This is a genomic window from Gracilibacillus caseinilyticus (assembly GCF_022919115.1).
Taxonomy (GTDB): Bacteria; Bacillota; Bacilli; order Bacillales; family Amphibacillaceae; genus Gracilibacillus; species Gracilibacillus caseinilyticus.
Genome location: NZ_CP095072.1, coordinates 3,206,061 through 3,228,885 on the forward strand (window position 1 = coordinate 3,206,061; position 22,825 = coordinate 3,228,885).

At 38.6% G+C, this 22,825-nt stretch carries 22 protein-coding genes; 21 read left to right on the plus strand and 1 reads right to left on the minus strand.

The window, feature by feature from the left end:
- The first annotated feature begins 164 nt into the window (after positions 1-164).
- A complete protein-coding gene (gene holA / locus MUN88_RS15135) occupies positions 165-1,202 on the plus strand; it encodes a DNA polymerase III subunit delta (RefSeq protein WP_244716483.1) in 1,038 nt (345 codons plus the stop codon).
- A gap of 297 nt (positions 1,203-1,499) precedes the next feature.
- Here holA and rpsT read toward each other — a convergent pair whose 3' ends face one another.
- Positions 1,500-1,766 (minus strand): 30S ribosomal protein S20, encoded by a 267-nt coding sequence (rpsT, locus tag MUN88_RS15140; RefSeq protein WP_244716485.1) that lies wholly within the window; start codon positions 1,764-1,766, stop codon positions 1,500-1,502.
- A gap of 233 nt (positions 1,767-1,999) precedes the next feature.
- Here rpsT and gpr point away from each other — a divergent pair, with 233 nt between their 5' ends.
- The 20 genes from gpr (at position 2,000) to MUN88_RS15240 (ending at position 22,760) form a co-directional block, all read left to right on the plus strand.
- Positions 2,000-3,043 (plus strand): GPR endopeptidase, encoded by a 1,044-nt coding sequence (gpr, locus tag MUN88_RS15145; RefSeq protein WP_244724561.1) that lies wholly within the window; start codon positions 2,000-2,002, stop codon positions 3,041-3,043.
- 74 nt (positions 3,044-3,117) lie between these two features.
- Positions 3,118-4,299, plus strand: coding sequence for a stage II sporulation protein P (spoIIP, locus tag MUN88_RS15150; RefSeq protein ID WP_244716487.1), 1,182 nt, complete (start codon positions 3,118-3,120; stop codon positions 4,297-4,299).
- Positions 4,292-4,621, plus strand: coding sequence for a hypothetical protein (locus tag MUN88_RS15155; RefSeq protein ID WP_244716489.1), 330 nt, complete (start codon positions 4,292-4,294; stop codon positions 4,619-4,621). Before spoIIP ends, MUN88_RS15155 begins: the two co-directional genes overlap by 8 nt.
- A gap of 92 nt (positions 4,622-4,713) precedes the next feature.
- Complete coding sequence (gene lepA / locus MUN88_RS15160; protein WP_244716491.1) at positions 4,714-6,534, plus strand: translation elongation factor 4; 1,821 nt, start codon at positions 4,714-4,716, stop codon at positions 6,532-6,534.
- An 85-nt stretch (positions 6,535-6,619) separates the two neighbouring features.
- Complete coding sequence (gene hemW, locus MUN88_RS15165; RefSeq protein WP_244716493.1) at positions 6,620-7,765, plus strand: radical SAM family heme chaperone HemW; 1,146 nt, start codon at positions 6,620-6,622, stop codon at positions 7,763-7,765.
- 113 nt (positions 7,766-7,878) lie between these two features.
- Complete coding sequence (gene hrcA, locus MUN88_RS15170; RefSeq protein ID WP_244716495.1) at positions 7,879-8,901, plus strand: heat-inducible transcriptional repressor HrcA; 1,023 nt, start codon at positions 7,879-7,881, stop codon at positions 8,899-8,901.
- 115 nt (positions 8,902-9,016) lie between these two features.
- The gene (grpE, locus tag MUN88_RS15175; RefSeq protein ID WP_244716497.1) at positions 9,017-9,577 is read left to right on the plus strand and encodes a nucleotide exchange factor GrpE; all 561 of its coding nucleotides are present in this window, start codon (positions 9,017-9,019) and stop codon (positions 9,575-9,577) included.
- A 31-nt stretch (positions 9,578-9,608) separates the two neighbouring features.
- The gene (dnaK, locus tag MUN88_RS15180; protein WP_244716499.1) at positions 9,609-11,447 is read left to right on the plus strand and encodes a molecular chaperone DnaK; all 1,839 of its coding nucleotides are present in this window, start codon (positions 9,609-9,611) and stop codon (positions 11,445-11,447) included.
- Between the two features lie 273 nt (positions 11,448-11,720).
- Entirely contained in the window at positions 11,721-12,848 is a 1,128-nt protein-coding gene (gene dnaJ / locus MUN88_RS15185) for a molecular chaperone DnaJ (protein ID WP_244716501.1), read from the plus strand.
- Positions 12,849-12,891: 43 nt separating this feature from the next.
- Entirely contained in the window at positions 12,892-13,842 is a 951-nt protein-coding gene (gene prmA / locus MUN88_RS15190; RefSeq protein WP_244716503.1) for a 50S ribosomal protein L11 methyltransferase, read from the plus strand.
- 4 nt (positions 13,843-13,846) lie between these two features.
- On the plus strand, positions 13,847-14,599 hold the full coding sequence (locus MUN88_RS15195; protein WP_244716505.1) for a 16S rRNA (uracil(1498)-N(3))-methyltransferase: 753 nt from the start codon (positions 13,847-13,849) through the stop codon (positions 14,597-14,599).
- A gap of 4 nt (positions 14,600-14,603) precedes the next feature.
- Positions 14,604-15,941, plus strand: a complete 1,338-nt coding sequence (gene mtaB / locus MUN88_RS15200; RefSeq protein WP_244716507.1) for a tRNA (N(6)-L-threonylcarbamoyladenosine(37)-C(2))-methylthiotransferase MtaB — start codon at positions 14,604-14,606, stop codon at positions 15,939-15,941.
- Between the two features lie 176 nt (positions 15,942-16,117).
- On the plus strand, positions 16,118-16,294 hold the full coding sequence (rpsU, locus tag MUN88_RS15205; RefSeq protein WP_018931586.1) for a 30S ribosomal protein S21: 177 nt from the start codon (positions 16,118-16,120) through the stop codon (positions 16,292-16,294).
- Positions 16,295-16,312: 18 nt separating this feature from the next.
- Complete coding sequence (locus MUN88_RS15210) at positions 16,313-16,759, plus strand: GatB/YqeY domain-containing protein (protein ID WP_244716509.1); 447 nt, start codon at positions 16,313-16,315, stop codon at positions 16,757-16,759.
- A gap of 261 nt (positions 16,760-17,020) precedes the next feature.
- Positions 17,021-18,322: an NfeD family protein gene (locus tag MUN88_RS15215; RefSeq protein WP_244724563.1), complete on the plus strand. Its 1,302-nt coding sequence runs from the start codon at positions 17,021-17,023 to the stop codon at positions 18,320-18,322.
- 21 nt (positions 18,323-18,343) lie between these two features.
- Positions 18,344-19,348 (plus strand): flotillin-like protein FloA, encoded by a 1,005-nt coding sequence (floA, locus tag MUN88_RS15220; protein WP_244716511.1) that lies wholly within the window; start codon positions 18,344-18,346, stop codon positions 19,346-19,348.
- Positions 19,349-19,386: 38 nt separating this feature from the next.
- Positions 19,387-19,863, plus strand: a complete 477-nt coding sequence (locus tag MUN88_RS15225; RefSeq protein ID WP_244716513.1) for a YqfB family membrane protein — start codon at positions 19,387-19,389, stop codon at positions 19,861-19,863.
- A 429-nt stretch (positions 19,864-20,292) separates the two neighbouring features.
- Positions 20,293-20,571, plus strand: coding sequence for a sporulation protein YqfC (gene yqfC / locus MUN88_RS15230; RefSeq protein WP_369809998.1), 279 nt, complete (start codon positions 20,293-20,295; stop codon positions 20,569-20,571).
- Between the two features lie 18 nt (positions 20,572-20,589).
- Positions 20,590-21,804 (plus strand): sporulation protein YqfD, encoded by a 1,215-nt coding sequence (gene yqfD / locus MUN88_RS15235; protein ID WP_244716517.1) that lies wholly within the window; start codon positions 20,590-20,592, stop codon positions 21,802-21,804.
- A 2-nt stretch (positions 21,805-21,806) separates the two neighbouring features.
- Positions 21,807-22,760 carry a PhoH family protein gene (locus MUN88_RS15240; protein ID WP_244716519.1) on the plus strand — a complete coding sequence of 318 codons (954 nt, stop codon included), beginning with the start codon at positions 21,807-21,809 and terminating at the stop codon, positions 22,758-22,760.
- Positions 22,761-22,825: the final 65 nt, after the last annotated feature.

The window sequence follows — 22,825 nt, forward strand, 5'->3', positions numbered from 1 at the left end:
TGAGGAGGGAAGGATGATGACGCTTCCCTCTTTTATTATTATGTATTCAAATAAGTAGTTACATGCTGACATCTTTTCATTACATCAATCTTATTATACAATAAAACATATTGAAGTTTTTTTCAACTTTTTATTAAACAGTTTATATAGTTGGAGTGGAGCGCATGAGTTACATAAGTTGTATAGAAGAAATGAAAAAACAGAAATTTGCTCCTGTTTATTATTTTTACGGAACAGAGACATATATGATTGAGGCCTTAAAACAAGCTTTAATATCCAATGGCTTAGAAAAAGAAGAGAAGGATACCAATTTCGAGGTATATGATTTAGAAGAGACATCGATTCAGGAAGTGATCACAGATGCAGAAACATTTCCTTTTTTTGGTGAAAGAAAAATTATTTTGGCTACGAATGCGTCATTTTTAAAGGCAAAACCTCCCAAAATGGAAGTTGATCACCGGCCGGATGTATTGATTGAGTATTTGGAAAATCCAGCACCGTATTCGATCGTTGTATTAATTGCACCATACGAGAAAGTCGATGAACGTAAAAAAGTTGTCAAGCGATTAAAAAAAGAGACAAAAGCCGTTTCTTGTGAACCCCTAAAAGAACGGGAGTTACAGAAAGTGATTACTTCGATTGCGAATCAGCATAATGTGAAGCTTTCTGAGCAAGTGATAACTTATTTTATAAATGAAATTGGGACAAACATGATGATTATCCATTCCGAAATGGAAAAACTCGCTTTATATGTCGGCGAAGGGAACGAAATAAGGCTAGAAGACGCCAAGTTGTTGTTGTCCAGTCAAGAGAGTAGTTCGTCTTTTAAATTAATGGACGCCATCATGAATAATGATCTAGCAAAAGCGATTGATATTACAAAGGATTTAGAAAAAATGAATGAGGAACCCATTGCGTTAATCGCCCTTATAGCATCTCAATACAGGACACTGATGCATGTAAAAATATTAAAGCAAAAGGGGTATACGCAGCAACAAATGGCATCGCAACTTAAGGTACATCCGTATGTGGCTAAGCTATCGATGCAAAGACAAGCAAAGTTTCAATTAAAAGAACTTAAACGTGCGATCGATCTTCTCACTGAAACGGATGCCCAAATAAAATCAGGCAGGATGGATAAATCGTTAGCATTCGAACTATTGCTTTACCAATTAATTGCAACAAGACAACGTGTATCATAATTAAAAAGCATTTCAGTCAAATGAAAAGCCGAACATAAACTGAAATCTCATGAATCAAGATTCCAGTTGCGTTCGGCTTTTCCTCAAATCAGTAAATCGAAATAAAATTTTTCCGGATGGTTCTATAAATCGATTGTCATTACTTCGTAGCGTTTCCTTTAATTTTATATTGCTCGTAACTAGAACAGTACCTGTTTATGGTTTGATTATTCGTTTTGCTAGCATACCAATTTCTGTTTGTCCCGGCCTTTTCCAGGTAATAAAAACCACAACAGTTTAGTCTGTTGTGGTTATTTATTATGCGCTCAGGTTGTTAACTTGCTGAGCTAAGCGGGATTTTTGACGGTCACCTTTGTTTTGGTGAATTAATCCTTTTTGTACCGCTTTATCAATTTTCTTAATTGCTGTTTGAAGAGCAGCTTTTGCATTTTCAACATCTTTACTTTCCACTAATGCTTCCACTTTCTTAATATGGGAACGCATGTCTGCTTTAAATGATTGGTTTTGTAGACGATGTTCTTCGTTAACACGTACACGTTTGATAGCTGATTTAATATTAGCCAATGTCTTCACCTCCATCTTACTTCATAGCCTATCTTATGTTAGGTCAAATGACATTTTACCAAAGCTTCGGCTACTTTTCAATAAAAATCGTCGCTAATTCTGAAATAACGTTACGTGTATCAATTTGGATTCAGTCGGTCAAACTATAAAAAATAAAAGCAGAGAGGTGTTTTCAGTTGGAAAATCAAGAACATTTTGAAGTTCGAACAGACCTGGCAGTTGAGGCGAAAGAAATGTATGTTAATCAAAATCAAAACAAAGATCAAAATCTAGAAATTGAAGGAGTTACCATTAGGGAAGACAAAATTGGAAATATCGGTTTAACAAATGTAGATGTCGATGAAAATGGTGCTAAACAAATTGGAAAGAATCCAGGCTCATACAGAACGATCTACTCAGAAGCCATTAAGAAACAAGATACTAAACTTCAGGAAGAAACGGCAAAAGTTGTTGCCAAGCAAATCATTGAGCTGTTAGACAAAAATAATATTCCTGCAGATGCAGCAGGCTTGGTAGTAGGTCTGGGAAACCGCAATGTTACACCGGATGCACTAGGGCCACTTGCTATTGAAAAAGTATTGGTCACGAATCATTTGTTTGTGCACGAACCGCAATATGTTCAAGATGGTTATCGTAAAGTAGCAACCATTGTACCAGGGGTAATGGGGGTTACAGGGATTGAAACGAGTGACATTATCAAAGGTGTGATAGAGAAATATAAACCAGGATTTGTTATTGCAATCGATGCATTAGCATCTCGATCAATAGAACGAGTCAATGCCACGATACAGCTATCGGATGCCGGCATCCATCCAGGTTCCGGAGTAGGTAATAAAAGAAAGGAACTAAGTGAATCCACCCTTGGAATTCCTGTGTTTGCAATCGGTGTTCCTACCGTTGTCGATGCAGTAACGATTACAAGTGATGCCATTGATTATGTACTAAAGCATATTGGTAAAGAATGGCGTGAGAAGGATAAACCATCCAAATCTTTAACACCTTCCGGTATGTCATTTGGAAATAGAACGTTAACGGATAAGGATCTTCCATCCATTGAGAAACGGGAGAAGATTTTTGGAATGATAGGCTCTCTTTCAGACCAGGAAAAACGTTCGTTAATGCAAGAAGTACTGACGCCACTCGGACACAATTTAATGGTGACACCAAAAGAAGTGGATGGATATATAGAAGATATGGCCCATTTACTAGCAGAAGCAATCAATGCTGCGATGCATAAAAATGTAGATATTAATAATTTTGCACAATATACAAGGTAATATAAGGTTCTACTTTCTATCGAATCATCATAGAATTTACTAGATATGATAGAGGAGATAGGAAGGAGAACGCTATGCAACGACCTAACCGCTTTCGCAAAAGAGTATATTTCTTTTCCCAGCACAAATTACTGATCATTATTTCATCATTTATAACGGCTTTTTTTGCAATGTTTATTTTGATTGGGATGTTAACAAGTGTCGATCCCAGCTATCGCGTTGCATCTAACACAGTGAAAAAATGGACAACCAATGTTACAGAAGAACATTTTTTAACGTTAATGTCAATGGAAAATAGGATGTTTAAAGAAGCATTACCGGAGGATAAGCCGCCGATAGACATGTGGAAGGTAATGTTTGAATTAGGGACGAATGTACGCATGCATGATGTTCGCAGTTTACTTGGACGAGAACTACCAGGTTTCGAAATGTATGACAGACAAATTTTGATAGCTGGGGAAGGAACCGATTATACAAATTTAACAGTCGAATCAACGCCTCCTCTTGATATTGTACTTGAGGAGAGAGAAGCTACCGAACCAGAAGAAAAGCAAGACAACAAACCAGTAGAAGAACAGGAAAAAACAACAGGAGAGCGGAATGTAGTCTTTATCTATAATACCCACAACCGGGAGTCTTTCCTGCCTTATTTGCCTGATACGGATGACCCGAATGATGCCTTTCATCGTGAGGTGAATATTACAAAAGTAAGTGAACAGTTAGCCAAAGATTTAAAAAGGTTCGGTATTGGAGCGCAAGTGGACAAGACCGATATCGGCTCCATTCTGAATGAAAAAGGTTGGGACTATTCAGCGGATTCCTATCGGGCTTCTAAAGAAGTAGTCGAAGCGGCACTTACAGACAATAAAGATGTTAACTTTATTTTCGACCTTCATCGTGACAGTATGCGAAAAGATGTTACAACGATTGATATTAACGGGAAATCGTACGCGAAAATGATGTTTGTCATCGGTGGAGACAACCCTGAACATGAAAAAAATGCAGCATTGGCTAAAGCATTACAGGACAAACTTGATAAAGAATACCCTGGATTAAGTCGTGGTGTTGAAATGTACGGTGGAGCAGGAAGAAACGGTGTATATAACCAAGATTTATCTGAGAACGCCTTAACTATTGAATTCGGTGGTGTTGATAACACGATGGAAGAATTGTACAACACCTCAGAAGTTTTTGCAGAAATCTTTAGTGAATATTATTGGAATGCAGAAAGAGTTTCTGGAGAAGGGGATGAGTAAGGTGAAGTATTTTTTCTATCTGTTGTTATTAAGTATATGCTTTTCCATTGGTATGTATCTTGGAATTGACCGTAGTGGCGAAACTGCCACTGCGGAAGGTTCAAAAGCCGAACAGGCATCTGAAGAAGTTTCCACTAGTCAGTTTGATCAGATGAATCGAGCGGCAATTATGGAGGAAGTGGAAAAGAACGGTGTTACAGAAAATGAATTAGAGCCTGCATTTATCCATTCAGTAGCCAATAAAGGGGAAACGGTTGTCAAACATTTTTTTAATCAGATTGTCCATGCAACGTATGCAATTGTAGATGGTTTGTTTTCATGAGTCCAAATAGGTAATCGCATATATTTATGTTGAACATCCACGGTTTCACTGCTATAATCAATGCTAGTATTGTGGTCAAATATAGGAGTTGAATGACATTGACGAACATTAGAAATCAAAAAAATGTGCGTAATTTTTCCATTATCGCACATATTGATCACGGAAAATCTACTTTAGCTGATCGTATTCTGGAAAAAACGAAAGCTTTAACATCTCGAGAAATGAAAGAGCAATTCCTGGATGCGATGGATTTAGAGCGTGAACGTGGAATTACCATTAAATTAAATGCAGTACAGTTGAAGTATCACCGTGATGATGGAGACGATTATTTATTTCATTTGATTGATACACCAGGACACGTCGATTTTACATATGAAGTATCTCGAAGCTTAGCGGCCTGTGAAGGTGCAATTCTTGTTGTGGATGCTGCTCAGGGGATCGAGGCACAGACATTAGCGAACGTCTATCTTGCACTTGATAATGATCTTGAAATAATACCTGTTATTAATAAAGTGGACCTTCCTAGTGCAGATCCGGAGCGGGTTAAACAAGAGATTACCGATGTGATTGGTATTGACGGTGATGAAGCAATTTTGGCCAGTGCCAAATCTGGTATCGGTATTGAAGAAATTCTTGATGCGATTGTAGAAAGAATACCAGAACCACAGGGGGATCCTGAGGAACCGTTGAAAGCCCTTATTTTTGATTCGTTGTATGACCCTTATCGTGGTGTTGTCGCATATATTTGTGTGAAGGAAGGTTCAGTAAAGGTTGGCGACAAGATCAAAATGATGGCGACCGGTAAAGAATTTGAAGTGAATGAAGTCGGTGTGTTTAATCCAAAACCAATTAAATTAGATGAACTAACGGTTGGAGATGTTGGTTATTTAACGGCATCTATTAAAAATGTAGGAGATACACGCGTCGGGGATACGATTACCTTAGCTAGCAACCCTGCACCAGAGCCATTACCAGGCTACCGTAGATTAAACCCGATGGTATTCTGTGGACTATATCCAGTTGATGCAGATAAATATAATGATTTACGTGAAGCGCTCGAAAGGCTAGAGTTAAATGATTCTTCCTTGCAATATGAAGCGGAAACTTCTCAAGCTCTAGGTTTTGGTTTCCGTTGTGGTTTCCTTGGGCTGCTTCATATGGAAATTATTCAAGAACGTATTGAACGTGAATTCGGTATTGATTTGATCACGACGGCACCGAGTGTAATTTATCAGGTGATCAAGACAGATGGTGAAGAAGTATCGATCGATAATCCATCCTTTATGCCTGATAATCAGTCTGTTCAAGAAGTACAAGAACCATATGTAAGTGCAACGATTATGGTACCGAATGATTTTGTAGGCCCAGTAATGGAGATCTGTCAGAAAAAACGCGGCGATTTTATGGATATGCAATATTTAGATGATAATCGGGTGAACGTTGTGTACGAAATCCCGCTATCTGAAATTGTCTACGACTTTTTCGACCAATTGAAATCACAAACGAAAGGATATGCTTCGTTTGATTATGAAATGATTGGTTACAAAACGTCTAATCTAGTGAAAATGGACATCTTATTAAACGGTGATACCATCGATGCACTATCTTTTATTGTACACAGAGATTTTGCTTTTGAACGCGGAAAACAAATAGCCGATAAGCTCAAAAAATTGATTCCCCGTCAGCAATTTGAGGTTCCGATTCAAGCAGCAATCGGTAATAAAATTGTTGCCAGAACCAATATTAAAGCAATGCGTAAAAACGTTCTAAGTAAATGTTACGGTGGGGATATTTCGCGAAAACGTAAACTGTTGGAGAAACAAAAAGAAGGTAAAAAACGCATGAAAATGGTTGGTTCAGTAGAAGTTCCACAAGAAGCATTTATGGCAGTACTAAAAATGGATGATGAGTAAACCATCTAAACCCTTGTCAGTCGACAAGGGTTTTGCCGTACGCCTTCATAGTTTCTGTCACAGCTAAGAAAAGGAGGAAAGAGAAGTGGTCTCATCCGTATATATTCATATTCCCTTCTGTGAAAAGATCTGTCATTATTGTGATTTTACGAAGTTTTTTTATGATGAAAAAATGGCAGATGATTATTTAATCGCATTAGAAAAGGAAATGAAAGCCTATATCCATAAACCAAAAAAGAAAATGAACACAATTTTTGTCGGTGGAGGTACACCGACAGCATTAAATGAGAAGCAGTTAACGAAATTGGTGCAAATGATTGCTCATTATTTTGATGTAGCATCCGTCAGCGAGTATTCTTTCGAAGCGAACCCAGGGGATTTAACAAATGAGAAAATTAATATATTACGTGCTTACGGTGTCAACCGGATTTCCATGGGTGTCCAGGTACTTGATGACGAAATGTTGGAACAACTCGGAAGATTACACAGAGTGAAAGATGTCTATGAGAATGTCAATGGCTTGGTACAAGCAGGTATTGATAATATTAGTATTGACTTAATGTACAGTCTCCCCAATCAATCTATCGAAGGATTCAACAAAACCTTAAAGGAAGCATTACAGTTCAATCTGCCGCATTATTCAGCTTATTCGTTGCAAATAGAACCGAAAACGATCTTCTATCAGCGATATATGAAAGGAAAACTATCGAAGCCACCCGAAGAAATAGAGGCGGATATGTATGCATTGCTTCGAAGTGAAATGCGTGCTAATGGCATTCATCAATATGAAATTAGTAATTTTGCCAAGCCGGGGTTTGAAAGTCAGCATAATCTTGTGTATTGGAATAACCAATATTATTTCGGTTTCGGTGCAGGTGCTCACGGGTATTTACCAGGTGAGCGCATTATAAACATTCGTCCATTTCCGAAATATGTGGAGGCTGCGAATGATTCGGGAAAACCAATACTTCATATTGAACAAATTGGACGTAAGGAACAGATTGAGGAAGAAATGTTTCTTGGATTGCGAAAGAGTGAAGGAGTTTCTGTGAGTGCCTTTGAAAAAAAATATCAAATTCCGCTAAGAGACTTATATGGCGAGGAATTGGACACCCTAAAACAAAAGGGATGGATAGATGTCAACAGCAGTTTTGTAAAACTGACAGAGGAAGGTAAACCCTTTGGCAATGAAGTTTTCCAAAGCTTTCTGTTAGATGATAATGCGTTCTAGCCTGATAATCTTCATTTTTCTGTGTTTCTTAATTGACAATTAAGAATGGATTTGATAATTTATTAGTAGAATTAGCACTCAAGTAATTAGAGTGCTAACAGAGGTGATCATCGATGCTTACAGATAGACAAATACAAATTTTGCAGGTTATTATTGATGAGTTCATCCAGACGGCACAACCGATTGGATCAAGGGCAATTGCGAAAAAAGAAACTATTTCTTTCAGCCCCGCTACAATTCGAAACGAAATGGCAGATTTGGAAGAAATGGGATTTATTGAAAAAACCCATACCTCTTCTGGTCGGGTACCTTCAGAAAAGGGTTACCGTTTCTATGTCGATCATTTAATTTCACCCTTTCGATTATCGAGTCATGACGTGAATATGATTAAACATACGTTTGAGCGGGAAATGATAGAATTTGAAAGAGTTGTTCAGAAATCAGCAAGAATCATGTCTGATTTGACCAATTATACGTCGATTATTCTTGGTCCGGAAGTGTTTCATACCACGTTAAAACAAATACAGCTGATCAGTTTATCCAACAGTACTGCAGTCGCGATCCTGGTAACAAACACAGGGCATGTGGAGCACAGGTATTTTAATGTACCTGCTTCGATGTTGTCATCTGATTTGGAGAAGTTGGTTAACATTTTAAATGATCGTCTGGTAGGAGTGCCAATTATTCAATTGCAGCATAGATTATTTGGAGAAGTCGCGCAGCTTTTACAACGATACAGTGCTGATTTCGAAACGACTTATTCCTATTTGCACGAAGCATTGCTAGAGAAACAGCCGGTGAAGCTTTATATGGATGGGAAAACCAATATTATGTTACAGCCCGAATTTCATGATGTTCATAAGATACAATCATTGTATTCCTTGATGGAGCGTGAGGATGAAATGGCCAATCTGCTCCGGACATCTGGCCAAGGGTTAAAGGTAGTAATCGGGCAAGAAAACCATATAGACGCAATGCAGGATTGCAGTTTAATCACTGCCACATACTCACTGGGTGAGGACCAATTTGGGACGATCGCCTTGTTAGGACCTACTCGAATGGAATACTCCAGAGTGGTTTCACTGTTAAATGTCCTGTCAAAGCAATTAAGCAAGACGTTTGATTCATGGTACTAACATGTGAAAGGGTATGGTGGAATCCGTACTCTTTTCACTTGTGTGTATAAAGTTTGATTCTTTTAAGAAAGTATGTTTAGCTATACAATGGTTTTTTATCTAGGAGGTGACAGTAATGCAAGAAAAAGATATCAATCAAAACGAACAAGAAGAAGTAATTGAAGATGCAGAACAAGAATTGGTGAGTGATGAGGAAACAGCTACAGCGACGCAACCGGATGTAAGTGAAGATGACATTCAAGCACTTCAAGCTGAAAAAGACGACTTACAGAACCGTCTTCTTCGGGTTCAGGCAGAGTATGATAATTTCAGAAAACGAACCAAAAAAGAGAAAGAAGCGGACTTAAAATATAAATCTCAATCAGTTGTCACTGAATTGCTACCCGTACTCGATAACTTTGAGCGTGCCCTGCAGGTTGAAATTGATGACAAGGCAGCTAAAGGTGTGGTAGAAGGTTTAAAGATGGTCTACCGTCAGTTGAAGACAGTGTTAGAAAATGAAGGTGTATCTGAAATTGAGACAGATGGTCAATATTTTAATCCGAATCTTCATCAAGCCGTAATGCAAGTGGAAGAAGAAGGTTTTGAATCCAACGAAATTGTCGAAACTATGCAAAAAGGCTATCAATTGAAAGACAGAGTAATTCGACCAGCAATGGTAAAAGTAAATCAATAATTACATATGATGTGAAGGAGGAATTTTAGTTATGGGTAAAATCATTGGTATTGACTTAGGTACAACAAATTCATGTGTAGCAGTAATGGAAGGTGGAGAATCTAAAGTAATCCCGAATCCGGAGGGGAATCGTACAACACCTTCTGTTGTTTCTTTCAAAAGTGGAGAACGTCAAATTGGTGAAGTTGCGAAACGTCAAGCAATTACAAACCAAAATACGATTCAGTCTATTAAACGACATATGGGTACAGATTATAAAGTAGAAATTGAAGGAAAAGAATACACTCCTCAAGAAATTTCTGCAATCATTCTACAACATTTGAAGTCATACGCAGAGGACTATTTAGGTGATACAGTTGATAAAGCTGTTATTACAGTGCCAGCTTACTTTAATGATGCGGAGCGTCAAGCTACGAAAGATGCTGGTAAAATTGCTGGACTTGAAGTAGAACGTATTATCAATGAACCTACTGCTGCAGCATTGGCATATGGTATTGATAAAGCTGATCAAGATCAAACAGTTCTGGTATATGACCTTGGTGGTGGTACGTTTGATGTGTCTATTCTGGATATTGGAGAAGGTACATTTGAAGTAGTATCTACTGCAGGTGATAACAGACTAGGTGGGGACGATTTTGATGAAGTATTAATTGACCACATGGTAGCAGAGTTCAAGAAAGAAAATGGCATTGACCTTGCTCAGGACAAAATGGCATTGCAACGTTTGAAAGATGCAGCAGAAAAAGCGAAAAAAGACCTTTCAGGTGTTGCGCAAACACAAGTATCTCTACCGTTTATTACAGCAGGAGATGCTGGACCACTTCACTTGGAAATGAATATTACACGTGCTAAATTTGATGAGCTATCAGCAGATTTAGTGGAAAAAACAATGGGACCTACTCGTCAAGCATTGCGTGATGCAGATCTATCTGCTAGCGACATTGACAAAGTATTGTTGGTTGGTGGTTCCACTCGTATTCCAGCAGTACAAGAAGCCATTAAGAAAGAAATTGGTAAAGATCCTTCTAAAGGAGTTAACCCAGATGAGGTTGTTGCATTAGGTGCGGCGATCCAGGGTGGTGTTTTACAAGGTGATGTTAAAGATGTTGTATTACTTGATGTTACACCATTATCACTAGGGATCGAAACAATGGGCGGTGTTACGACAAAATTAATCGAGCGTAACACAACAATCCCAACTAGCCATTCTCAAGTTTTCTCAACTGCAGCAGATAATCAAACAGCGGTTGATATCCACGTGCTTCAAGGTGAACGTGAAATGGCACAGGATAACAAAACATTAGGTCGTTTCCAATTAACGGATATTCCAGCGGCTCCACGCGGTGTACCGCAAATCGAAGTATCATTCGATATTGATGCGAACGGTATTGTAAATGTTCGTGCGAAAGATTTAGGAACGAATAAAGAACAGTCTATTACGATTAAATCTTCTTCTGGTCTATCTGACGATGAAGTGGAACAAATGGTAAAAGATGCAGAAGAAAATGCAGAAGCAGATAAACAACGTCGTGAGGAAATTGAGCTTCGTAATGAAGCAGATCAGTTAGTTTTCCAAACAGATAAGACTTTAAAAGATCTTGGCGAAAGTGTAACAGATGAAGAAAAACAAAAAGCGGAAGCTGTCAAAGAAGAATTGAAAAAAGCTTTAGAAGATAATGATCAAGATCAAATTAAAGAGAAAAAAGAAGCTTTAGAACAAGAAGTGCAAAACTTAACAGTGAAAATGTATGAGCAAGCACAACAACAGCAGCAGACAGAAGGCGGCGCTGATGCTGGTCAAGAAAATGCAGAAGATGTAGTCGATGCCGATTACGAAGAAGTAGATGACGAAGATAAAGATAAAAAATAAGATAGTTCACGTAACATGATGGAAAAGTCAAAGTCAGAATTCTCGGCTTTGGCTTTTTCCATGAGGTAGGTGTCGTTTCATACTGCTAATCCATGAATATATTAGTAGATAACGAGAATGGAGCTATGTAAATGGCGGACCCTGCAGCCCATTTAAATGTGGCGAGAAGGTAGGTGTGCCACTCTCTTACAAGTGAAATAATGTTTGCTAATCAGTATAAATAAATGTTATGATAATGTTTATGCAATAAACGAGCGGGAGCGTGATCAGTCAGTGAGTAAACAAGATTATTATGAGGTTTTAGGTGTGTCCAAAGACGCATCGAAAGATGAAATTAAAAAAGCTTATCGTAAACTTGCAAGGAAATATCACCCAGATGTGAATAAAGATGAAGGCACGGACGAAAAGTTTAAAGAAGTGAAAGAAGCTTATGAAGTATTGGGCAACGAACAGAAAAAAGCTCAATATGATCAATTCGGTCATGCTGGTCCACAAGGTCAAGGTGGCTTTGGTGGATTTGGAGGCGGTGCTGAAGATTTCGGTGGATTTGGTGACATTTTTGATATGTTCTTCGGTGGTGGCCGCCGACGAGACCCAAATGCCCCTCGTCAAGGTAACGATCTGCAATATACGATGACATTAGAATTTGAGGATGCCATTTTTGGAAAAGAAACAGATATTCAAATTCCTAAAGAAGAAGAATGTGACACGTGCCACGGTTCTGGTGCAAAACCAGGTACACAGCCTGAAACGTGTAGTAATTGTAACGGAAGTGGACAACTAAATGTAGAGCAAAATACACCATTTGGTAGAGTCGTAAACCGAAGAGTATGCCATCACTGTCAAGGTACCGGAAAGCAAATTAAAGACAAATGTGGAACTTGTGGCGGTCAAGGTAAAGTGAAGACACGTAAAAAGATTCATATTAGCATTCCAGCCGGGATTGATGAAGGACAGCAAATTCGAGTTGCTGGCCAAGGGGAACCTGGTATAAATGGTGGTCCTGCGGGAGATCTGTACGTTGTTATTCAAGTGAAAACTCATGAATTTTATCAACGTGAAGGTGACCACATTTTCTGTGAAATGCCGGTCACATTTGCGCAAGCTGCATTAGGGGATGAAATTGAAGTGCCGACACTTCACGGTAAGGTGAAATTGAAGGTGCCAGCTGGTACACAAACAGGGAAAACCTTCAGACTTAAAGGTAAAGGTGCGCCGAATGTGCGAAGTAATGTTCATGGAGATCAACATATTAAAATCCGTGTAATAACACCAACAAACCTTAGTGATCGCCAAAAAGAATTGTTGAGAGAATTTAATGAAATTAGTGGAAATCAGCCGACAGACGAACACGAAAATACATTTTTTCAACGAGTAAAACGTGCTTTTAAGGGCGAATAATTAACCATAGTAACAAATTTTAGATAGAAATGAGTTGATCTGCTTGAAGTGGACAGAGCTGAGTATCTATACGACAAATGAAGCGATTGAACCTATTTCAAATATTATTCACGAAGCAGGAGCAAGTGGCGTAGTAATAGAAGATCGTCAGGATCTTGAACGTATTTGGGAAGGTCGCTTTGGAGAAATTTATGACCTTAATCCGGATGATTATCCGGAAGAGGGAGTTCGGTTAAAAGCTTACCTCCCTGTTAATAGTTTTCTGGGTGAGACTGTTACCGAAATAAAGCAAGCCATTAACAATTTATTGTTATACGACATCGATATTGGCTTAAACAAAATTACACTGAGTGAAGTGAATGAAGAAGAGTGGGCAACAGCCTGGAAGAAATATTATAAGCCTGCAAAAATATCGGAACGTGTAACCATTACCCCCACATGGGAAGATTATCAGCCTGTCTCAACAGATGAACTTATTATAGAGTTAGACCCAGGAATGGCATTTGGAACAGGGACACATCCTACAACTGTTTTAAGTATTCAGGCATTGGAAAGTCATTTGCAGAACGGAGATACTGTTTTTGATGTCGGGTGTGGATCTGGTGTTTTAAGTATTGCTGCTGCACTATTAGGTGCTGATAAAGTTTATGCTTATGACCTGGATGAAGTTGCAATCCAAAGTACAAAACTGAATGCTAAAGTAAATAAAGTGGATGATAAAATGCAGGTCAAACAAAACAATTTACTGCAGCATGTTACAGGTACAGCTAATGTTATTGTAGCGAATATTTTGGCGGAGATCATTTTGCGTTTCGAAAAAGACGCGTTTGATCGACTTGTTCCTGGAGGTATTTTCATTACTTCCGGAATTATCCAAAAAAAGAAGTTAGCTGTAAAGAATGCACTAGAAGAAGCTGGTTTTGAGATTATTGAAACCAATCAGATGGAAGATTGGATCTCCATCATTGCCCAAAAACCCGAAGAAAGCAGGTAATGGGATGCAACGCTATTTTATTGACAGTAATAATTGGAATGATGACGAGGTAAAGATTACAAATGAGGATTTTCATCATGTTGTTCATGTGATGAGGATGCAAGAAGGGGATACTTTCATTGCCAATCATCCCGATCAGGATGCAGCTAAGTGTAAGATTACCTTCATTGATGAAAACCAGGTCGTAGCAGTAGTGGAAGAATGGCTCGAGGAAACGAAAGAATTACCTGTTCACATTACTATTGCCCAAGGATTGCCGAAAGGAGACAAGTGGGAGTTTGTCTTGCAGAAAGGAACGGAGTTAGGTGCGGTTCGCTTCGTTCCAATTCAAGCGGCACGTTCTGTCGTTAAATGGGATGCAAAAAAACAACAGAAAAAAGTAGCGAGATGGCAAAAAATCGTAAAAGAAGCGAGCGAACAAGCCCACCGTAACAAGTTACCTGACATTGATCCTGTTCTGTCTGTTAAAGATTTTGTGAAGCAGTCTGCTTCTTATGATTGGAAATTTTTCGCTTATGAGGAAACGGCAAGACAGTATCCGACTGTTAAGTTACACCATTATTTTTCACAGATAGAAGTAGGTCAGTCGGTGATGGTTTGTATCGGACCTGAAGGTGGGTTCGATGAGGATGAAGCCATTAGATTGAAACAAAATGGGTTTCAAGCGATTCGGTTAGGGCCAAGAATTTTAAGAACAGAAACAGCACCTCTTTATGTGCTTGCTAACTTGTCTTACTACTTTGAAGAAATGAGGTGATGAAATGCCAACAGTGGCTTTTCATACATTAGGATGCAAGGTAAATCATTATGAAACAGAAGGAATATGGCAGAAGTTCAAAACCGAAGGATATGAACGTGTTGAGTTTGATCATCATGCGGATGTATATGTGATTAATACATGTACCGTCACGAACACAGGGGACAAAAAAAGTCGACAAGTTATTCGTCGTGCCATTCGCAGTAATCCTGAGGGAGTAGTATGTGTAACGGGCTGTTATGCGCAGACCTCTCCAGGTGAAATCATGGAAATCCCAGGAGTTGATGTCGTTGTTGGTACACAAGATCGTGGAAAAATGATCCAGTATATTGAAGAACACCAAGAACATAGACAACCGATTAACGGTGTATCGAATATTATGAAAAATCGTACATTTGAAGAAATGGATGTGCCACAATTCTCTGATCGTACTCGTGCATCATTAAAAATACAAGAAGGTTGTAATAACTTCTGTACTTTCTGTATTATTCCTTGGTCTCGTGGATTATTACGTTCAAGACAGCCTGAGAATGTTTTGAAACAAGCGCGTCAACTAGTGGAAGCCGGCTATAAAGAGATTGTCCTTACAGGTATCCATACTGCCGGGTACGGTGAAGACATGAAGGAATATAATTTTGCGCAATTATTACGTGACCTTGAAAGCAAAATAGATGGACTCAAACGTATTCGTATTTCCTCAATTGAGGCAAGTCAAATCACAGATGAAGTTATTGAGGTACTTGATGCATCAAAGAAAGTAGTACCGCATTTACACATTCCATTACAATCAGGTTCTGATACCGTATTAGAGCGGATGAGGCGTAAATATACAACTGATTTTTACAAAAAAAGAGTGGCAAAAATTCAAAAAGCCCTTCCGCATCTAGCAATTACTTCAGATGTAATTGTAGGGTTCCCGGGAGAAACAGAACAAGAATTTCAGGAAACGATGGATTTCATAAAAGAAATCGGCTATTCAGAATTACACGTCTTCCCATTCTCTAAAAGAACCGGTACTCCTGCAGCCCGAATGGATAATCAGGTGGAAGATGATGTGAAGCATCAACGTGTGCAAATGTTGATTGAACAGTCGGATCAGCAAGCCCTTGCTTATGCTAAGAGCTATGAAGATGAAGTAGTAGAAGTAATTCCTGAAGAATCATTTAATGAAGAAGAACCTAATATGCTGGTAGGTTATTCAGATAATTACTTGAAGGTTAAATTCGATGGTACTAAAGAGATGATCGGCGAAATTGTTCGTGTAAAAATCACAAAAGCAGGGTATCCATATAATGAAGGTACTTTCGTCCGTGTCATGGATGATGCTGCATTATCGGTATAACTTATTTGTATAGGTAATGCCATTGCCCGCATGAAAATGGCAATCAAGAAGATGCCACTTTTCTTGTGAAAATGGTTGACCTGGTTAATAACGTATATTATAATTGCAAAGAGACATATGTATGATTACATATGTGGGATTATTTTTTTGTATGCTTCGGAGGGAGGGAAATTAGCATGTCTAACACAACTCGCGTTCGTAAAAACGAGTCTCTTGAAGATGCTCTTCGTCGCTTCAAACGCAGTGTATCTAAATCAGGTACATTGTCTGAATACCGTAAGCGTGAATTTTATGAAAAACCTAGTGTTCGCCGTAAGAAGAAATCAGAGGCAGCTAGAAAGCGTAAATTTTAAAGAGGGTGTAATGAGATAATGGCAATCGTTGAACTTTTGAACCAGGATATGAAACAGGCGATGAAGGCCAGAGATAAAGAAAAATTAAGTGTTATTCGAATGGTCAAAGCATCGATGCAGAATGAAGCCATTAAATTACAGAAAGATGCATTGTCTGAAGAAGAAGAACTAACCGTTTTAGCTAGAGAGCTAAAACAGAGAAAAGATTCCCTCCATGAATTTAAAGAAGCTGGACGCGAAGATCTTGTAAGCAATTTAGAAACTGAAATTGACATTATACAAGCTTATATGCCTGAACAGCTATCTGATGATGAATTAGAGAAAATTGTTGTTCAGACGATCGAGGAAGTTCAAGCTCAGTCTAAAAAAGACATGGGAAAAGTAATGAGCGCACTTATGCCTAAAGTAAAAGGTAAAGCAGAAGGCTCAAGAGTGAATCAATTGGTTCAGAAGAACTTATCATAGAACGAACATAATGATTTCATTCAACAATAAAGGCCCTTGGCTTATTAATAAGCTAAGGGTCTTTTTACTATTTATAAGTCTGTTGCTTGACATCGATGTATTTTAACAGTATGTTCGAAACTAGTATAGCTATCTGAATGCGATACCATCTTTTTTTTACGTCTTGAAACTTTTCGCCTGGCTGATTCGTACATAGTAGAGGCGTAGTGGGAAGGAGGTCATTTATTGAAACGTATCTTTACAAAGCTTATAACCGCTGTCATGCTGGTGATTGTTTTTGGAACTGTATTTCTGAACAACCATCAAGTGTTTGCTGCAGATAACGGAGAAGGTAAGCTTGTTTACATCATTCCAATTGAAAATGAAGTAGAAAGAGGCTTGGAAGCTTTTATTCGCCGAACAACGACAGAGGCAACAGAAGCAAATGCGGATCACATCATTTTTGAAATTAATACACCTGGCGGCCGGGTTGATGCTGCACAGAATATCGGGGAAATCTTACAGGATCTTGATGTACAAACAACATCATTCATCACGGTAAAAGCGCTGTCGGCGGGTTCATTTATCGCACTTAATACCGATAATATTTTTATGAAATCACAAACAAGTATGGGCGCAAGTGGTGTGATTAATTCAGATGGGACAGCTGCAGACAAAAAAGCCCAATCAGCTTGGATTGCCAGCATGCGAGGAGCTGCCAGTTCGAAAGGGAGAGATCCGTTATACGCCGAAGCTATGGCGAATGCTGAACTAGACCTGTCGGAATATGGAGCCCCTAAAGGAAAATATTTAACTCTGGATGCAAACTATGCGACGGAAGTAGGGTACGCAGATGGCATTGTTTCACATCGTACCGCTTTGTTAAATGAGCTTTCCTTATCCCAGGCGAAGGTAGTTGAAACGGCGCCTACTGCGGCAGAAGTGCTTGCCAGATTTCTTACAAGTCCAGTTGTAGTACCAATCTTATTGTCATTAGCAAGCATTGGCTTAATTGTGGAATTATATTCCCCTGGATTTGGTATTCCTGGATCGATTGGACTTGGCTCCTTAGTACTGTATTTTTATGGACATATCGTAGCCGGATTAGCTGGCTATGAATCGATTGTATTACTTATTATTGGCATTGTCTTGATTATTATCGAGATTTTTGCACCAGGAGGAATACTTGGTTTTATTGGTGTGGGCGCAATAGTGGGGGCTTTGTTTATGTCCACGGATGATGTGGGAAATATGACGCTCAGTATTGCTATTGCGCTGATTGCTAGTATAATCGTCTCTGTGATTCTTTTTAAAACTATTGGTTTGGAGAAAGGTGCGTTTCGCCACGTTATTTTAAAGGATGCGACGAGAACCGAACAAGGGTATGTTTCGACTGTCAATCGTAACGAGTTACTAGGGCAGGAAGGCATATCGGTTACACCATTAAGACCTGCTGGATCTGCTGAATTTGGTGAAGAACGATTGGACGTCGTTTCCGAGGGTAGTTTTATTGAAGTGAACAGTCCGATCACTATTGTGAAAGTCGAAGGGTCAAGGATAGTTGTACGAAAAATCAAATCATAATTTATTGAGGAGGAATGTATTATGTCAGAACAATGGGAAGTAATTTTTCCAATCATTATTATTGGTTTAATTGTTATTGCTGTAGCGGTATTATTTACCTTTATCCCGGTGATGCTGTGGATTAGTGCACTCGCAGCTGGCGTGAAAGTTAGTATCTTTACATTAGTGGGTATGCGTTTAAGAAGGGTTGTACCGTCCCGTGTTATTAATCCCCTAATCAAAGCGCACAAAGCTGGGATTGATGTCACAACAAATCAGCTCGAGAGTCATTTTTTAGCTGGAGGTAACGTCGATCGAGTTGTCAATGCGCTAATCGCTGCGCAACGAGCAAACATTGAATTAAGCTTTGAACGCTGTGCTGCGATTGACCTTGCGGGTCGTGATGTACTTGAAGCAGTTCAAATGAGTGTAAATCCAAAAGTTATTGAAACACCTTTTATTGCCGGTATCTCCATGGATGGTATCGAAGTGAAAGCAAAGGCAAGAATTACGGTACGTGCTAACATTGACCGACTCGTTGGTGGTGCTGGTGAAGACACGGTAATCGCCCGTGTAGGTGAAGGTGTTGTCAGTACGATTGGTAGTTCAGAAGATCATAAAAAAGTATTGGAAAACCCGGATTCGATTTCACATAATGTTTTAAATCGAGGTTTAGATGCTGGTACAGCGTTTGAAATCTTATCGATTGATATTGCTGATGTAGATATTGGTAAAAACATTGGTGCAATCCTACAGACAGATCAAGCAGAAGCTGACAAGAATATTGCGCAGGCTAAAGCCGAAGAGCGTCGTGCAATGGCGGTTGCTCAAGAGCAGGAAATGGTTGCAAAAGTGCAAGAAATGCGTGCAAAAGTAGTAGAAGCAGAAGCAGAAGTACCACAAGCATTGGCAGAAGCATTACGTTCTGGTCATATGGGTGTAATGGATTATATGAATTATAAAAATATTAATGCAGATACTGATATGCGTGATTCCATCGGAAAATTAACTGACACGGACAATGAGGAAGACGAAAATCGCAGTTAATGAAAAATTCATCCGCAACAAAGAAAGGATGATGAAAAATGAATGAGATTCTAAGTTTTATCGTCCCGATTATAGCTGTTGTTGTTTGGTTATTTGGTCTTGGCAAGTCAGACCAAAAAGAGCAGCAGAAACAAAAGCAGAGCCCTGCAAAGCCTGTTAACCCTTCAACTATGCAGCAGAGTAAGCCGACGATAAGTGAAAGGTCTGAAGAGGTATCTACCGAATTGGATACTACATTTGCTCAGCAAAAAGAGCAGCAAATGGAGAAGTTAAAGGCAAAACTTGGCCAATCAGGTGCTTCGCAGGAACAAAGTGAACAGCCATTAGGTGAGCACAATGCATTAAAAGATAAGCCTTTATCCAGACCGAAAAAGCAACAAACAGAAAAAGAGGTCACACTTTCCATTGCGAAAAATCTTAATAAAAAAGGTATTGCTCAAGGAATAATCATGGCAGAAGTACTTGGCCCACCTCGAGCATATCAAAACAGAAATAATACAAGAATCAACCGATAGTCAAAACCGAATGGTCTAATCCATTCGGTTTTTTCATGCTAAAACAGCATTAGGGGCAATTAAAGATGTAAAATGGCTTATTCTTATAATTACTACCTCATTTCTTATTTGTAGAGCCTAAATATTAGCGCTGGCCAACCACTCCCCGCAGGACGCGGAGTAGTTGGCCGGAGCGGTATCTCAGTACATGAATCATTTCAAAATTACCTTTAAACTGCTAGTTAACATAATCCGTATTAAACGAAGTTATATATCCTTATTTAGTTTTGTTTGGCTGGTTGATCACAGTTTTTTTATGTTGAAATAAATATTGCGCTGGAATATTGCTTTCGTGCTTGATTTATCAACTGAACTTTCACCTAAACTGTTCTGAAATCTATTTAAGTTCATAGAATAGACATGAGGGGAGGCATTTGTATTGTGAAAAAAATGAAAGAAAAATTTATGAGAGCTTTAACACGTACATTTGATTTGCCTTCTGAAGTGACACTTGAATTACCTCGAATTACCATGATTGGTTCTATTCATGCATACATAGAAAATCATCAAGGACTAGTAGTATTTTCATCCCAGGAGCTGCTCTTAAAAGTACATCAAGGATTTGTCAGAGTCAAAGGGGATGAATTTGTATTAAAAATGATGATTGATAAAGATATATTGTTAGAGGGTAAGATTCAAGATGTTACCTTTGAAAAAGATAAAGCTTAATATCGGAGGGAAAGTCTTATGTTTTTCCATCGCAAAAATTGGCTGGCAGGTTATATAACAATAGAAATTAAAGGACAATATCCAGAACATTTCTTTGACATGTGTGCAAGGTATGACATTCCGTCCTGGGACATACAAAAAAAAGACTCAACTACTTCGACAGGAAAAATAAAATTATCGGATTTGCCCAAACTAAGAGCAGTAAGAAGGAAATCCATATATAAAATATATTTTAAAGACCGAATGGGGTTACCTTTTTTTCTTCGCCAATTAGTTTATCAAAAACCATTTTTGATCAGTATCGCGATTGCTTTGTCTGTTATATTTTTATTATCTAACGTTGTCTGGAAAATCGACGTAGTTGGCCTTGATGAGGAATTAGAAAGGAAAGTCAAGATCCAGATGGAGGAATATGGACTTGAAAGAGGCAGTTTACAGTGGAACGTTGATTCTCCTGGCACATTACAACAACGTTTATTAGCAGATGTTCCCGAGCTGTTGTGGATAGGTGTAAAGAAGAATGGCTCAGCATATCACCTTGAAGGAGTGGAGAAAACAACTGTTGAGAAAAAAGAAGAGGAAGCTGTAGGACACCTGGTTGCTGCAAAAGAAGGTGTTATTGTCGATTTATATGTAAAAAAAGGACAACCCCTCGTACAGCCTAATGATGTGGTTTATCAAGGGGATACTCTTGTATCAGCATTTCTGAACGAGTCAGAAGATGAGGATGAAGACGATGAGCCAAATAAGTCCAATCCGGTTGCTGCTGATGGGGAAGTGATTGCCGAAGTTTGGTATAAGAGCGAAGTCACTGTTCCTTTAAATAATGAATATGCTGTACTTAATGGAATATCAGAGAAAAAGCATTATGTTCATATGTACAACTATTTAATCCCAATTTGGAATTTTAAAAAGCCGGAATTCAAGGACTACCAAATGGATGTTGAACAAAAGGAATTTTATTTCTTGAAATGGAAATTGCCCATCACTTATGTTGAACAAACTATTTATCAAAAAGAAGTAAAGAAAGAACAACTAACTGAGAAAAAAGCAAAAGAAATTGCCTTAGAACAAGCAAGAAGAGAATTGCGAAGTCAAATTTCGCAAGAAGCAGAAATTAAGGAGGAAAAAGTTTTGCACGAAACGGTAGAGAATGGTAAAGTAAAATTAACTTTATATTTTACTGTACTAGAGGATATTGCAAAGAAACAACCATTGAGTCAAGGAGATTGATTATGACAGAAGACCTAAAAATGATTGATTTACAAATAGAAAATCCGAATGAGGCGTTAAGTCTTTTTGGCACGGAAGATCGTCACTTGAAACAATTAGAAGAACAATTACAGGTATCTATTACATCACGTGGCGAGCAAATTAGTGTGTCAGGAACCGATACTGATATATCCATCATACAGGATGTATTAAATGGGCTGCTGGGTATTATCCGCAAAGGAATTTCCATTAGTGAGCGGGATGTTATTTATGCCGTTGATTTAGCAAAGAAAGGTAAAATCAATCAATTAGAAACTTTATTTGAAGATGAGATTACCAAAACAGCTAATGGAAAATCCATTCGAGTCAAGACACTGGGACAACGACATTATTTGCAAACGATGAAACAGAATGACCTTGTATTTGGTATTGGCCCTGCAGGTACAGGGAAGACATATTTAGCTGTTGTAATGGCTGTACATGCTCTTAAGAACGGAAAAGTAAAACGAATTATATTGACAAGACCAGCTGTCGAAGCGGGTGAAAGCTTAGGCTTCCTGCCTGGTGACTTAAAAGAAAAAGTAGATCCATACTTACGTCCCTTATATGATGCATTGCACGATGTTCTTGGAACAGAACACACTTTGCGTTTGATAGAAAGAGGTACTATTGAAATAGCGCCGCTTGCTTATATGCGTGGAAGAACACTTGATGATGCTTTTGTCATACTTGATGAAGCTCAAAATACAACCAACGCTCAAATGAAAATGTTTTTAACAAGGTTAGGCTTCGGTTCGAAGATGGTTATTACAGGGGATGTTACTCAAATTGACCTACCAAAAGGCGTACTATCAGGGTTAACAGAAGCAAAAGATAAATTAGCAGGTTTGAAAGGGATCGGTATCGTCTACTTATCACAGTCTGACGTAGTTCGGCATCCTATTGTCCAAAAAATTATTGAAGCATACGAGCATTAAGAAGTATATGGGCCATAAAAGCTTGCGCATACATTCGTAAGTTTTTATGGCAACTATTGATTTTA